Raw genomic sequence first — 13,248 nt, forward strand, 5'->3', positions numbered from 1 at the left:
CAACGCTTCTGTGCTAGGCTGGCCGACCTTTTTTGGCCTCAGCGGAGTTAGCGCCATGTCCGAACAGAATATCGATACCTTCACCACCGATGAGAGCCGCGTCAGCTACGGCATCGGCCGCCAACTGGGCGACCAACTGCGCGACAAACCGCCGCCGGGCGTGAGCCTCGACGCCATTCTGGTTGGTCTGGACCGACGCATTCCGTGGCCACGCCAGCCGCGTTAGCCAGGAAGACATGTCGGCCAGCTTCAAAGTGATCCGCGAAATCATGCAGGCCGAGCAAGCTGCCAAAGCTGAAGCCGCTGCTGGCGAAGGCCGTGCGTTCCCTGGCTGAGAACGCCAAGCGCGCCGGCATCGTGACCCTGGAATCGGGTCTGCAATACGAAGTGCTGACCGCTGGCGACGGCGCCAAGCCAACCCGCGACAGCACCGTGCGTACCCACTACCACGGCACGCTGACTGACGGTTCGGTGTTCGACAGCTCGTACGATCGTGGCCAACCGGCTGAGTTTCCGGTGGGTGGCGTGATTGCAGGCTGGACCGAAGCGCTGCAACTGATGGGCACTGGCAGCAAATGGCGCCTGTACGTACCGAGCGAGTTGGCCTATGGCGGCCAGGCTGTTGGCAGCATCCCGCCGCACAGTGTTTTGGTGTTTGACGTAGAGCTGCTGGAAATTCTGTAAAAACCTACTGCGCTCGGTTTAGCGGCGTTAAAAACAGACTCTCAATGCTCATTGGCTACAGCCAACTCCGCTTGCTCCCCTGTTTTTGCCTTGCTACACCGTCGCTCGTTACGGTTTTGGAGTAGGCGGCTTGCGGTAAGCGAGCAGGTTGCCCAGAACGCAAAAGGCCGAGAGTGAATGTCTCGGCCTTTTGTTTTTCGGGGCAGGTGCGTCAACGGTCTGGGCTCCTGGTCAGTGCAGGTCGGAAGAAGGGCGCAGCGCGCGGGTAGCAGAACAGGAAAAGGTTGCGTACCAACTCCTTGAGTACCGTCGGCTCGCTGGAGCTCAGGCCGGACAGATCCAGGTCGCCCTGCTCGCGCAATTCGTCCAGCGCTTCTTCTTCCAGTACGGCACAAACCTTCCCGGTATCGCGGTGCAGAATCCGCAGGTACGGGTGCGGACGGTCTAGCCAAGCATCAATCAAATAGGTCATGGCTCATCTCCTTCTTTGGTTTGATGAGAATAATTCCTATTGAGATAATAGCAAGGTCTAATTTGTGCCGGTTCGTATTGCACGATTGTCGGCAATAAAAAAGCCCGGCGCTGGGCCGGGCTTTCGGGGTTGCGTGAAAATTAGTGGGTGCGGGCGACAGCGAATTCGCTGAGCTCAATCAGCGCGTCTTTGTATTCGCTGGCTGGCAGCACGTCCAGGCAGGCGATGGCGCGAGCGGCGTAGTCACGGGCCTGGTTGGCGGTGTAATCCAGCGAACCGGACGCCTCGACAGCCGCGCGGATACTTTCCAGGTCTTCCAGGCCGCCTTTCTGAATGGCGGTGCGGACCAAGCTGGCTTGCTCAGCGGTGCCTTCGCGCATGGTGTAGATCAACGGCAGCGTCGGTTTGCCCTCGGCCAGATCATCGCCCACGTTTTTGCCGAGGGTTTCGGCGTCGCCGCGGTAGTCGAGCAGGTCGTCTACCAACTGGAACGCCACACCAAGGTTGTCGCCAAACGCTTGCAGCGCGGTGGACTGTTCAGCGGTCGCGCCAATTAAGGCAGCGGCGCTGTGGGTCGAAGCCTCGAAGAGCATCGCGGTTTTGCCGCGGATGACTTCCATATAGGTTTCTTCGGTGGTGCTGGCGTCGCGCACTTTCGACAGCTGCAGCACTTCGCCTTCGGCAATCACGCGAGTGGCGCGTGAGAGAATCTGCATCACCGGTAGCGAACCGAGCTCGACCATCATTTCGAACGAGCGTGAATAAAGGAAGTCGCCGACCAGCACGCTGGGCGCATTGCCCCACAACGCATTGGCGGTCGAGCGGCCACGGCGCATGCCCGACATGTCGACAACGTCGTCATGCAGCAGGGTCGCGGTGTGAAGAAATTCGATGGTGGCAGCCAACAGACGCAGATCATCACCTTGGCCGCCCAGCGCTTTGCCGCAGAGCAGAACCAGCAGCGGGCGCAAACGCTTGCCGCCGGCGGAAATGATGTAGTCGCCTATTTTCTCTACCAGAGGAACGCGGGAGACCAGTTGTCGTCTGATAATGCCATCGACGGCGGTAAAATCGTCCGCCACCACGTTATAGAAGGCCTGTGGTTGCATCAGTGACACGTGCTCCTCGAAGGTTGCGCGGCATGCTAGGGGGCAGGTGTAAGGCTGTCAAGGCAAGTGCTGCGGGTGCTTGCGCGGGGCCAAAGCCTTGCGTACAATCGCGGCCCCTGAACTTCCCTGGGCAGCACCTGCCTTACGCAATTGCAAGGGCGTCCTTCCGGCCCCAAGCAGCCATGCCAGCCGACGACTATTCCTATAAAGCGCTGGGTGAGCAGGATTAACGGAGCAAAATTATGTACGCAGTAATTGTTACCGGTGGCAAGCAATACAAAGTCGCCGAAGGTGAATACCTCAAGATCGAAAAGCTCGAAATCGCCACTGGCGAACCCGTTACTTTCGATCGCGTTCTGCTGATCGGCAATGGTGACGACGTGACTATCGGCGCACCGGTTGTTGAAGGCGCTAAAGTTGTAGCCGAAGTGATTGCACAAGGCCGCCACGATAAAGTGACCATCATCAAGTTCCGCCGTCGCAAGCACCACATGAAGCGTCAGGGCCACCGTCAGTGGTTCACTGAGATCAAAATCACTGGTATTTCGGCCTAATTCTTTCGGCCCAAATCCTTATTAGGAGTATTGACTCATGGCACACAAAAAAGCTGGCGGTAGTACCCGCAACGGTCGCGACTCAGAATCTAAACGCCTTGGCGTGAAGATGTATGGCGGCCAGGCTATCAAAGCAGGCAACATCATCGTGCGTCAGCGCGGTACCCAATTCCACGCTGGCTACGGCGTTGGCATGGGTAAAGATCACACTCTGTTCGCTAAAGTCGAAGGCGTGATCAAGTTCGAAGTTAAAGGCGCCTTCGGTCGTCGCTACGTGAGCGTCATCGCGGCTTAATCGCGGTGTTGCTGGAAAAGCCCTGTCTCGCGACGGGGCTTTTTTGTTTCTGAAAGCTTGAGGCTTTTGCAAAATAAACCGGGAGCTGTTTCGCTGGGTTTTGCAAAAGTCTTATGTTCCTTGTGTTATCTAGCCCGCTTTTGCGGCGGGAGGCGTGCCGATGAAATTCGTCGATGAAGTATCGATTTTTGTAAAAGCAGGTGATGGTGGTAACGGCTGCATGAGCTTCCGTCGTGAGAAGTTCATCGAGAACGGTGGACCGAACGGCGGCGATGGCGGCGACGGTGGTTCCGTGTACATGGTCGCGGACGAAAACCTGAATACCCTGGTGGATTACCGCTACACCCGGCGTTTCGACGCCGAGCGCGGCTCCAATGGCGGCAGCGCCGACTGCACCGGGCGCAAGGGTGAAGATACCGTGCTGCGCGTGCCGGTCGGCACCACCATCATTGATGCCGCTACCCAGGAAATCATCGGTGACCTGACCAAAGACGGTCAGCGCATCATGGTCGCCCACGGCGGCTGGCATGGTCTGGGCAACACCCGTTTCAAATCCAGCACCAACCGTGCGCCGCGTCAGACCACCCTGGGTAAGCCGGGCGAGTCCCGCGACCTCAAGCTGGAATTGAAAGTGCTGGCAGACGTGGGTCTGCTTGGCTTGCCGAACGCCGGCAAAAGTACCTTTATTCGCTCGGTTTCGGCCGCCAAGCCGAAGGTGGCCGACTACCCGTTCACCACGCTGGTGCCAAACCTGGGCGTGGTCAGTGTCGATCGCTACAAGAGCTTCGTGGTTGCCGACATTCCCGGCTTGATCGAAGGCGCTTCCGATGGCGCCGGCCTGGGCATTCGCTTCCTCAAGCACTTGGCGCGCACTCGTTTGCTGCTGCACCTCGTCGACATGGCGCCGTTGGACCTTTCCGATCCGGCCGAAGCAGCCGAAACGATTGTGTCTGAGTTGGGCAAATTCAGCCCGTCGCTGGCTGAGCGTGATCGTTGGTTGGTGCTGAACAAGTCCGACCAGATTCTTGAAGAAGAGCAAGACGCTCGCATTAAGGAGATCACTGATCGTCTGCAGTGGACCGGTCCGGTTTATGTGATTTCGGCGATTGGTAAAGAAGGCACAGAAAAGCTCTGCTTCGATATCATGCGTTACCTCGAAGAGCGTTCCGTGCGTATCGCCGAAGAGCCACAGTACGCTGCTGAGCTGGCACAGCTTGATCAGCGCATCGAAGATGAAGCGCGTGCGCAGCTGCAGGCCCTGGACGACAAGCGCGCCTTGCGTCGCGCTGGCGTCAAGGTGGCCGGTACGGACGATAACGATGACGGCTTCTGGGATGAGGAAGATGACGATGATGGTCCAGAGATCATCTACGTCCGAGACTGAGGTAAACCACAACGCCGCTAATTAGCGGCGTTGTGCTGACTAATTCGCACGAGCGGCGCGGCGCCGCTCTTCTGGCCAAGGTTGGATGACCATGCGGGACAAGGTGACTGGCGCTCAGCGCTGGGTGGTGAAGATCGGTAGTGCGCTGTTGACCGCTGACGGGCGCGGCCTGGATCGCGGTGCGATGGCGGTGTGGGTCGAGCAGATGGTGGCCTTGCGTGAGGCTGGCGTTGAGCTGGTGTTGGTGTCGTCGGGTGCGGTGGCGGCCGGCATGAGCCGGTTGGGCTGGGCGTCGCGACCGAGCGCTATTCATGAGCTGCAAGCGGCGGCGGCGGTGGGGCAGATGGGCTTGGTGCAGGCTTGGGAATCGAGCTTTGCGCAACATGGCCGGCATACCGCGCAAATCTTGCTGACCCATGACGACCTGTCTGACCGCAAGCGTTACCTGAACGCCCGAAGTACGCTGCGTACCCTGGTTGATCTGGGGGCCATTCCGGTCATCAACGAAAACGACACCGTGGTCACCGACGAAATCCGCTTTGGCGATAACGACACCTTGGCGGCGCTGGTCGCCAACCTGGTGGAAGCGGATCTGCTGGTGATTCTCACGGACCGCGACGGCATGTTCGACGCCGACCCGCGCCATAATCCTGATGCTCAGCTGATTTTCGAAGCGCGTGCCGATGATCCTGCATTGGATGCAGTGGCCGGCGGTGTCGGTGGTGCGCTGGGTCGTGGCGGCATGCAGACCATGCTGCGCGCCGCACGGCTGGCGGCGCGCTCGGGTGCGCACACCATTATTGTCGGCGGCGCCATCGAGCAAGTATTGGCGCGGCTGAAGGCGGGGGAGCGGCTCGGTACGTTGCTGGCGCCTGAGCGCGGTTTGCTCGCTGCACGCAAGCAATGGCTCGCCGGGCATCTGCAAACCCGCGGTACGCTGCAGCTCGATGCTGGCGCGGTGAAAGCGCTGCTGGAAAGCCACAAGAGCTTGTTGCCGGTTGGCGTGAAAAGTGTGCAGGGCAACTTCCGTCGGGGCGAAATGGTGGTGTGTGTCGATCCGCAGGGTCGCGAAATCGCTCGCGGTCTGGCGAACTACAGCGCGGCTGAGGCGCAGAAAATTGTCGGTCAGCCCTCTGATACCATTGAGCGTCTGCTGGGTTATGTGGACGAACCTGAGTTGGTCCATCGCGATAACTTGATTCTGGTGTAAGTGCGCCTTTTGGGCGGCTGCGTCTTTGGCTGAGAGGGAGAGAGCGGTGCGAATGATCAATGGATGGTTGGGCACGTTACTGCTGCCTTTGGCGTTTGTGGCATCGGCGGAAGAAATAGGCCAGGTGTCGACGGTATTCAAATGGGTTGGGCCGAACGACAAAATCGTCGTCGAGGCGTTTGATGACCCGAAAGTTGAAGGCGTGACTTGCTACTTGTCGCGCGCCAAAACCGGCGGCGTCAAAGGTGGGTTGGGGTTGGCGGAAGACCGTGCCGAGGCGTCGATTGCCTGCCGTCAGGTCGGGCCGATTCATGTTCCTGACAATTTGAAAGATGGTGAAGAGGTGTTTAAAGAGCGCACTTCGCTGGTGTTCAAGACCATGCAGGTAGTGCGGTTCTTCGACAAGAAGCGCAACACGCTGGTCTACCTCGTCTATAGCGACCGCGTAATCGAAGGCAGTCCGCAAAACGCGGTGACCGCCATTCCGATTCTGCCCTGGGTGCAGCAGCCCTGAACTGAAAAGGCGAACCGCAAGGCTCGCCTTTTTTATCGGCCCAAGTTTTCCCGGGCAATAAAAAACCGGCCCTGAGGCCGGTCTTTTCAACGCATCACACTTAGGCAGCAGCGGCTTGGCTGAGATCCTTGATGTGACCGTTCAGACGGCTCTTATGACGAGCTGCTTTGTTCTTGTGGATGATGCCTTTGTCGGCCATACGGTCGATTACAGGAACAGCCAGGGTGTAAGCCTTTTGTGCAAGTTCGAGGTCTTTGGCGTCGATAGCCTTGACCACGTTCTTGATGTAGGTACGAACCATGGAGCGCAGGCTGGCGTTATGGCTACGACGCTTCTCAGCCTGTTTAGCGCGTTTTTTGGCAGAAGGTGTATTGGCCACCGTCGAGCTCCTTGAAACTTTGAGGAAATGACTAAACAAATAAGGCCGCGAATCATGCCGATGTGTCGAAGGCTTGTCAAGCGCGGTTCAGTGTTGCGGGTGAAGGATCGGCCCGCTGTCCGACGGGCGTGCTCACCCTGCAAGGGTGATTTATTTGCCGGCCGGTTCTACACTCGCCGCCTTTGCCTTGCGGCCCATAGGGCGGCGCCGACATTTGCGGTGGCGCAGCTTACTTGATGCGGTAGAACGAGCGTTATGAATTTACTCAAGTCGCTGGCTGCGGTCAGCTCGATGACCATGTTGTCCCGGGTGCTGGGCTTTGTTCGCGACACCATCGTCGCGCGTATTTTCGGCGCCGGCATGGCCACAGACGCCTTCTTCGTTGCGTTCAAACTGCCCAACCTGCTGCGCCGCATTTTTGCCGAGGGTGCGTTCTCGCAGGCCTTCGTGCCGATTCTGGCGGAATACAAAACCCAGCAGGGCGAGGAAGCGACCCGCACCTTTATTGCCTACGTATCCGGGCTGCTGACATTGGTATTGGCGGTCGTCACCGCGCTGGGCATGATCGCCGCCCCTTGGGTTATCTGGGTAACGGCGCCAGGCTTTGTCGACTCGCCGGAAAAGTTCGAGCTGACCTCATCACTCTTGCGGGTGACCTTTCCTTATATATTGCTGATCTCGCTGGCTTCCCTGGCCGGCGCGATTCTGAATACCTGGAATCGCTTCTCCGTACCCGCTTTCGTGCCGACCCTGCTCAATATCAGCATGATCGTGTTCGCGCTGTTCCTGACCCCGTATTTCAACCCGCCGGTCATGGCGCTCGGTTGGGCGGTGCTGGTCGGCGGTCTGCTGCAGTTTCTTTATCAACTGCCGCACGTTGAAAAAGATCGGCATGCTGGTTCTGCCGCGCCTAAACCTGCGTGATGCAGGTGTGTGGCGCGTGATGAAGCAAATGGGGCCGGCCATTCTCGGCGTATCGGTCAGCCAGATTTCGCTGATCATCAACACCATTTTCGCCTCCTTTCTGGTGGCCGGTTCCGTGTCGTGGATGTACTACGCCGACCGCTTGATGGAGCTGCCGTCCGGCGTATTGGGCGTGGCGCTTGGCACCATTTTGCTGCCGGCGCTATCACGCAGTTTCTCCAGCAAAAACACCGAGGAATACTCGCGCTTGCTCGATTGGGGCCTGCGCCTGTGCTTTTTACTGGCGCTGCCGTGCGCTCTGGCGTTGGCCATTATTTCCGAGCCATTGACCGTTTCGCTGTTTCAGTACGGAAAGTTCAGCGCGCACGATGCGCAAATGACTCAGTTCGCCCTTATCGCCTATTCGATGGGCCTGCTCGGCATCATTCTGGTGAAAGTGCTGGCGCCCGGTTTCTATGCGCGGCAGAACATCGCCACGCCAGTGCGTATCGCGCTGGTCACCTTGGCAGCCACTCAGGCGATGAACCTGGTGTTCTTCTTCACCTTGCCTTACCCGCACGCCGGGCTGGCGCTGTCGATTGGCTTGGCGGCCTGTCTGAATGCAGGCCTGTTGTTCTGGCAGTTGCGCAAGCAGCAGTTGTTCACGCCGCAGCCGGGCTGGTCGCTGTTTCTCATCCGGCTGGTCGTCGCCGTGGTGGTGATGGCCGCTGTGCTGCTTGCCGTGATGCACTGGATGCCCGCGTGGGATCAGGGCGACATGCTGATTCGCCTGCTTCGTCTGGGTGCTTTGGTGGCCAGTGGCATTGCCGCGTATTTCGGCGTGCTGCTGTTGGGCTTCCGTTTGCGTGATTTCGCCCGCCGTACGCTGGCGTAATCCCTACGTAAAACGCAGATTTATTCGCCTGTACATCCGCATCCGCTGTCGCCTGTTGTCCGGCGTCGGGTGTGCGTATAATCGCCCACTTTGTGAGCAAGAAGCGTCCTATGCAGCTGGTTCGAGGGCTTCAAAACTTGCAGCCTCAACACCGAGGCTGTGTTGCCACTATCGGCAATTTTGACGGCGTGCACCGTGGCCACCAGGCCATCCTGGCGCGGCTGCGCGAGCGCGCGGACGAATTGGGCGTGCCCAGTTGCGTGGTGATTTTCGAACCACAGCCCCGTGAATTTTTCGGCCCCGACACCGCGCCACCGCGCCTGACGCGTTTGCGGGACAAGCTCGTCTTGTTCGCCGAAGCCGGGGTTGATCGGGTGTTGTGCCTGTCTTTCAATCGCCGTTTGCGTGAACTCAGCGCCGCCGAGTTTGTGCAGACGGTGCTGCTTGAAGGATTGGGCGTGCAGCATCTCGAAGTGGGCGATGACTTCCGCTTCGGCTGTGACCGCGCCGGCGATTTCGCTTTTCTGCAAACCGCCGCGCAGGTTGAAGGGTTCACCCTGGAAGCGGCCAGCACCGTTGAAATCGACGGGCTGCGTGTGAGCAGTACGCGGGTTCGCGAGTCGCTTGCAGCCGCCGATTTCGCCTTGGCTGAACGTCTGTTGGGCCGTCCGTTTCAAATCTCCGGGCGCGTGCTGCACGGCCAGAAGCTGGCGCGCCAATTCGGTACGCCAACGGCGAACGTACAACTCAAGCGGCGTCGTGTGCCGTTGACAGGCGTGTACTTGATAACCGTCGAGCTCGACGGCAAACCCTGGCCCGGCGTCGCCAATATTGGCGTGCGGCCCACGGTGCAAGGCGATGGCAGTGCGCACCTGGAAGTGCACCTTTTGGATTTTGTCGGCGATCTCTATGGCCGACGTTTGACGGTGGCGTTCCACCACAAGCTGCGCGATGAGCAGCGTTTCGCCTCCCTGGAGGCGCTGAAGACGGCGATACACGCGGATGTCGCCGCCGCCCGTGCCCTTTGGCAGGGTCAACCGCTTAAGTGAAGAGCCTGAAATGACCGACTACAAAGCCACGCTAAACCTTCCGGATACCGCCTTCCCAATGAAGGCCGGCCTGCCACAGCGCGAACCGCAGATTCTGCAGCGCTGGGACAGCATTGGCCTGTACCAGAAGCTGCGTGAGATTGGTAAGGACCGGCCCAAGTTCGTGCTGCACGACGGCCCGCCCTATGCCAACGGCACCATTCACATCGGTCACGCGGTTAACAAAATTCTCAAAGACATGATCGTGCGCTCGAAAACCCTGTCCGGGTTCGACGCGCCGTACGTGCCTGGCTGGGACTGCCACGGCCTGCCCATCGAGCACAAAGTGGAAGTCACCCACGGCAAAAACCCGCCTGCCGACAAAACCCGCGAACTGTGCCGCGCCTATGCCGCCGAGCAGGTAGAAGGGCAGAAAGCCGAGTTCATTCGTTTGGGCGTGTTGGGCGATTGGGCCAACCCGTACAAAACCATGGACTTCGCCAACGAAGCCGGCGAAATCCGCGCCCTGGCCGAAATGGTCAAAGGCGGTTTCGTATTCAAAGGTCTGAAGCCGGTTAACTGGTGCTTCGATTGCGGCTCGGCCCTGGCTGAAGCCGAAGTTGAATATCAGGACAAAAAATCCTCGACCATCGACGTCGCGTTCCCGATTGCCGACGACGCCAAACTGGCCGCTGCATTCGGTCTGCCCGCGCTGAGCAAGCCCGCCGCCATCGTCATCTGGACCACCACCCCGTGGACCATCCCGGCCAACCAGGCGCTCAACGTCCATCCCGAATTCATCTACGCCCTGGTCGATGTCGGCGACAAGCTGCTGATCCTGGCTGAAGAACTGGTGCAAGCCTGCCTGACCCGTTACGGCCTAGAGGGCACGGTGATTGCCACGGCGCCCGGCGCTGCGCTTGAGCTGATCAATTTCCGTCACCCGTTCTACGACCGCCTCTCGCCGGTATACCTGGCCGAGTACGTCGAGTTGGGCGCTGGCACCGGCGTGGTTCACTCCGCCCCGGCCTACGGCGAAGACGACTTCGTGACCTGCAAACGCTACGGCATGGTCAACGACGACATCCTCACGCCCGTGCAGAGCAACGGCGTGTACGTTGAGTCGCTGCCGTTCTTCGGCGGTCAGTTCATCTGGAAAGCCAACCCCGCCATCGTTGAGAAACTCAGCGAAGCGGGCGCGCTGATGCACACCGAAACCATCAGCCACAGCTACATGCACTGCTGGCGCCATAAGTCCCCGCTGATCTATCGCGCCACCGCGCAGTGGTTTGTCGGCATGGACAAACAGCCCAACACCGGCAACACCCTGCGCCAACGCGCGGTTAAAGCCATCGAAGACACCCAGTTCGTACCGGCCTGGGGCCAGGCGCGCCTGCATTCGATGATCGCCAACCGCCCGGACTGGTGCATCTCGCGTCAGCGCAACTGGGGCGTGCCCATCCCCTTCTTCCTCGACAAAGCCACGGGTGAATTGCACCCGCGCACTGTCGAGCTGATGGAAGAAGTGGCCAAGCGCGTCGAGCACGAAGGCATCGAAGCCTGGTTCAAACTCGACCCGACTGAACTGCTGGGCGACGAAGCCGGCAATTACGACAAAATCAGCGACACCCTCGACGTCTGGTTCGACTCTGGTACTACGCACTGGCACGTGCTGCGGGGTTCGCACCCGATGGGCCACGCTTCCGGCCCGCGCGCCGACCTGTACTTGGAAGGTTCCGACCAACACCGCGGCTGGTTCCATTCCTCGTTGCTGACCGGCTGCATGCTGGACGACCACGCCCCGTACCGCGAACTGCTGACCCACGGGTTCACCGTCGACGAAAACGGCCGCAAAATGTCCAAGTCGCTGGGCAACGTCGTCGCCCCGCAAAAGGTCAACGACACCCTGGGCGCCGACATAATGCGTCTGTGGGTTTCGGCCACCGATTACTCGGGTGAAATGGCCGTCTCTGACCAGATTTTGCAACGTAGCGCCGATGCTTATCGCCGCATCCGCAACACCGCGCGCTTCCTGCTCTCCAACCTCAGTGGCTTCAACCCGGCCACCGATCTGCTGCCGGCCGAAGACATGCTGGCGCTGGACCGTTGGGCTGTAGACCGTGCCCTGCTGCTGCAAAACGAGTTGCAGGAACACTACGGCGAGTACCGTTTCTGGAACGTCTACTCCAAGGTGCACAACTTCTGCGTGCAGGAGCTGGGCGGCTTCTACCTGGACATCATCAAAGACCGCCAGTACACGACCGCCAGCGACAGCCAGGCGCGCCGTTCGTGCCAGACCGCGCTGTTCCACATCGCCGAAGCGCTGGTGCGCTGGATCGCGCCGATCCTGGCGTTCACCGCCGACGAGCTGTGGGAATACCTGCCGGGCGAGCGCAACGAATCGGTGATGCTCAACACTTGGTACGAAGGGCTCACAGCACTGCCGGATGGCTCCGAGCTGGACCGCGCTTACTGGGAGCGCGTCATGGCCGTGAAAGTGGCCGTGAACAAGGAAATGGAAAACCAGCGCGCCGCCAAAGCGATCGGCGGCAACCTGCAAGCCGAAGTGACCCTGTACGCCGAAGACGCGCTGGTCAGCGACCTGGGCAAACTCAGCAACGAATTGCGCTTCGTGTTGATCACCTCGACCGCTGCCGTAGCGCCATTAACCAGCGCGCCAGCTGACGCCGTGGTGACCGAGGTCGCCGGCCTGAAACTCAAAGTGGTGAAATCAGCTCACGCCAAGTGCGCGCGCTGCTGGCACTGCCGTGAAGACGTCGGCGTGAATCCGGAGCACCCCGAAATCTGCGGTCGTTGCGTCGACAACATCAGCGGCGCTGGCGAGGTTCGTCACTATGCCTAACGCCCGTCTTGGCCGGTTGTCCTGGCTGTGGCTGAGCCTGGTGGTGCTGATCCTCGATCAGGCCACCAAGCTCTACTTCGAAAACAGCCTGAGCCTGTATCAGCAGATCGTGGTCATTCCCGACCTCTTCAGCTGGACGCTGGCCTACAACACCGGCGCTGCCTTCAGTTTCCTGGCCGACAGCTCTGGCTGGCAGCGCTGGTTGTTTGCCCTGATCGCCGTGGCCGTCAGCGCCACGCTGGTGGTCTGGCTCAAGCGCCTCAAACCTGAAGAAACCCTGCTCGCCGTGGCCCTGTCGCTGGTGCTCGGCGGCGCGCTGGGCAACCTGTACGACCGGATCGTGCTCGGCCACGTCATCGACTTTATCCTCGTGCACTGGCAGAACCGCTGGTACTTCCCGGCCTTCAACATCGCCGACAGCGCCATCTCGGTCGGCGCCGTGTTGCTGGCCCTGGACATGTTCAAAAGCAAAAAAGCCGGAGAGCCCGCCCATGACTGACGACGCCCTGCGTATCGGCCCGGACAAACAAGTCACCCTGCACTTCGCCCTGAACCTGGAAAACGGCGACGTGGTCGACAGCACCTTCGACAAGAAACCGGCCACCTTCAAAGTGGGCGACGGCAACCTGTTGCCCGGCTTCGAAGCCGCCTTGTTCGGCCTCAAGGCTGGCGACAAGCGCACCCTGCAAGTGGAACCGGAGCACGGCTTCGGCCAGCCCAACCCGCAAAACGTGCAAGTGATGCCGCGTTCGCAGTTCGAAGGCATGGAGTTGTCGGATGGCCTGCTGGTGATCTTCAACGACGCCGCCAACACCGAACTGCCTGGGGTGGTCAAAGCCTTTGATGACAGCCAGGTCACCATCGACTTCAACCACCCGCTGGCCGGCAAGACCCTGAGCTTTCAAGTCGAAATCATCGAGGTCAAACCGGCCTGACCCGCCGGTGACCTGGCACCTGC

12 protein-coding genes and 2 pseudogenes are annotated in these 13,248 nt (G+C 59.9%); 11 read left to right on the forward strand and 3 right to left on the reverse strand.

Annotated elements, in window-relative coordinates; all coding sequences use genetic code 11:
* The first annotated feature begins 55 nt into the window (after positions 1-55).
* Positions 56-684, forward strand: a pseudogene (locus ACZZZP_RS02870) (FKBP-type peptidyl-prolyl cis-trans isomerase).
* A 211-nt stretch (positions 685-895) separates the two neighbouring features.
* On the opposite strand, the gene ACZZZP_RS02875 reads toward ACZZZP_RS02870, so the two are convergent.
* On the reverse strand, positions 896-1,156 hold the full coding sequence (locus ACZZZP_RS02875; protein ID WP_463536244.1) for a PA4570 family protein: 261 nt from the start codon (positions 1,154-1,156) through the stop codon (positions 896-898).
* A 140-nt stretch (positions 1,157-1,296) separates the two neighbouring features.
* Positions 1,297-2,265: a polyprenyl synthetase family protein gene (locus tag ACZZZP_RS02880; RefSeq protein WP_463381738.1), complete on the reverse strand. Its 969-nt coding sequence runs from the start codon at positions 2,263-2,265 to the stop codon at positions 1,297-1,299.
* A gap of 242 nt (positions 2,266-2,507) precedes the next feature.
* Here ACZZZP_RS02880 and rplU point away from each other — a divergent pair, with 242 nt between their 5' ends.
* The 5 genes from rplU to ACZZZP_RS02905 all read left to right on the forward strand — a co-directional run bounded on the left by rplU (position 2,508) and on the right by ACZZZP_RS02905 (position 6,222).
* Positions 2,508-2,819 carry a 50S ribosomal protein L21 gene (gene rplU / locus ACZZZP_RS02885; protein ID WP_463381739.1) on the forward strand — a complete coding sequence of 104 codons (312 nt, stop codon included), beginning with the start codon at positions 2,508-2,510 and terminating at the stop codon, positions 2,817-2,819.
* Between the two features lie 37 nt (positions 2,820-2,856).
* Complete coding sequence (gene rpmA, locus ACZZZP_RS02890) at positions 2,857-3,114, forward strand: 50S ribosomal protein L27 (RefSeq protein ID WP_122450171.1); 258 nt, start codon at positions 2,857-2,859, stop codon at positions 3,112-3,114.
* A gap of 160 nt (positions 3,115-3,274) precedes the next feature.
* A complete protein-coding gene (gene cgtA / locus ACZZZP_RS02895) occupies positions 3,275-4,498 on the forward strand; it encodes an Obg family GTPase CgtA (RefSeq protein ID WP_463381740.1) in 1,224 nt (407 codons plus the stop codon).
* Positions 4,499-4,589: 91 nt separating this feature from the next.
* Positions 4,590-5,708 carry a glutamate 5-kinase gene (gene proB / locus ACZZZP_RS02900; RefSeq protein ID WP_463536245.1) on the forward strand — a complete coding sequence of 373 codons (1,119 nt, stop codon included), beginning with the start codon at positions 4,590-4,592 and terminating at the stop codon, positions 5,706-5,708.
* A gap of 52 nt (positions 5,709-5,760) precedes the next feature.
* A complete protein-coding gene (locus tag ACZZZP_RS02905; RefSeq protein ID WP_463381742.1) occupies positions 5,761-6,222 on the forward strand; it encodes a CreA family protein in 462 nt (153 codons plus the stop codon).
* A gap of 100 nt (positions 6,223-6,322) precedes the next feature.
* Here the strand turns inward: ACZZZP_RS02905 and rpsT are convergent, their stop codons facing one another.
* Positions 6,323-6,601 (reverse strand): 30S ribosomal protein S20, encoded by a 279-nt coding sequence (gene rpsT / locus ACZZZP_RS02910; protein ID WP_122450168.1) that lies wholly within the window; start codon positions 6,599-6,601, stop codon positions 6,323-6,325.
* Between the two features lie 255 nt (positions 6,602-6,856).
* Here rpsT and murJ point away from each other — a divergent pair.
* The 5 genes and pseudogenes from murJ to ACZZZP_RS02935 all read left to right on the forward strand — a co-directional run bounded on the left by murJ (position 6,857) and on the right by ACZZZP_RS02935 (position 13,225).
* A pseudogene (murJ, locus tag ACZZZP_RS02915) lies at positions 6,857-8,399 on the forward strand (murein biosynthesis integral membrane protein MurJ).
* 110 nt (positions 8,400-8,509) lie between these two features.
* Positions 8,510-9,448, forward strand: a complete 939-nt coding sequence (gene ribF / locus ACZZZP_RS02920) for a bifunctional riboflavin kinase/FAD synthetase (RefSeq protein WP_463381744.1) — start codon at positions 8,510-8,512, stop codon at positions 9,446-9,448.
* A gap of 10 nt (positions 9,449-9,458) precedes the next feature.
* Entirely contained in the window at positions 9,459-12,290 is a 2,832-nt protein-coding gene (gene ileS, locus ACZZZP_RS02925; RefSeq protein ID WP_463536246.1) for an isoleucine--tRNA ligase, read from the forward strand.
* On the forward strand, positions 12,283-12,789 hold the full coding sequence (gene lspA / locus ACZZZP_RS02930) for a signal peptidase II (RefSeq protein ID WP_122492952.1): 507 nt from the start codon (positions 12,283-12,285) through the stop codon (positions 12,787-12,789). Before ileS ends, lspA begins: the two co-directional genes overlap by 8 nt.
* The gene (locus ACZZZP_RS02935; protein ID WP_122492951.1) at positions 12,782-13,225 is read left to right on the forward strand and encodes an FKBP-type peptidyl-prolyl cis-trans isomerase; all 444 of its coding nucleotides are present in this window, start codon (positions 12,782-12,784) and stop codon (positions 13,223-13,225) included. The genes lspA and ACZZZP_RS02935 overlap by 8 nt, the downstream gene beginning before the upstream one ends.
* Positions 13,226-13,248: the final 23 nt, after the last annotated feature.

The organism is Pseudomonas sp. AC211, assembly GCF_979258055.1.

Excerpts from the sequence above, each read along its gene's own strand:
- cgtA (WP_463381740.1), top strand. The coding sequence starts at position 3,275 with ATGAAATTCGTCGATGAAGTATCGATTTTTGTAAAAGCAGGTGATGGT.
- ileS (WP_463536246.1), top strand. The coding sequence starts at position 9,459 with ATGACCGACTACAAAGCCACGCTAAACCTTCCGGATACCGCCTTCCCA.
- ACZZZP_RS02905 (WP_463381742.1), top strand. The coding sequence starts at position 5,761 with ATGATCAATGGATGGTTGGGCACGTTACTGCTGCCTTTGGCGTTTGTG.
- ACZZZP_RS02875 (WP_463536244.1), bottom strand. The coding sequence starts at position 1,156 with ATGACCTATTTGATTGATGCTTGGCTAGACCGTCCGCACCCGTACCTG.
- ribF (WP_463381744.1), top strand. The coding sequence starts at position 8,510 with ATGCAGCTGGTTCGAGGGCTTCAAAACTTGCAGCCTCAACACCGAGGC.
- lspA (WP_122492952.1), top strand. The coding sequence starts at position 12,283 with ATGCCTAACGCCCGTCTTGGCCGGTTGTCCTGGCTGTGGCTGAGCCTG.
- ACZZZP_RS02935 (WP_122492951.1), top strand. The coding sequence starts at position 12,782 with ATGACTGACGACGCCCTGCGTATCGGCCCGGACAAACAAGTCACCCTG.
- proB (WP_463536245.1), top strand. The coding sequence starts at position 4,590 with ATGCGGGACAAGGTGACTGGCGCTCAGCGCTGGGTGGTGAAGATCGGT.
- ACZZZP_RS02880 (WP_463381738.1), bottom strand. The coding sequence starts at position 2,265 with ATGCAACCACAGGCCTTCTATAACGTGGTGGCGGACGATTTTACCGCC.
- rpmA (WP_122450171.1), top strand. The coding sequence starts at position 2,857 with ATGGCACACAAAAAAGCTGGCGGTAGTACCCGCAACGGTCGCGACTCA.
- rplU (WP_463381739.1), top strand. The coding sequence starts at position 2,508 with ATGTACGCAGTAATTGTTACCGGTGGCAAGCAATACAAAGTCGCCGAA.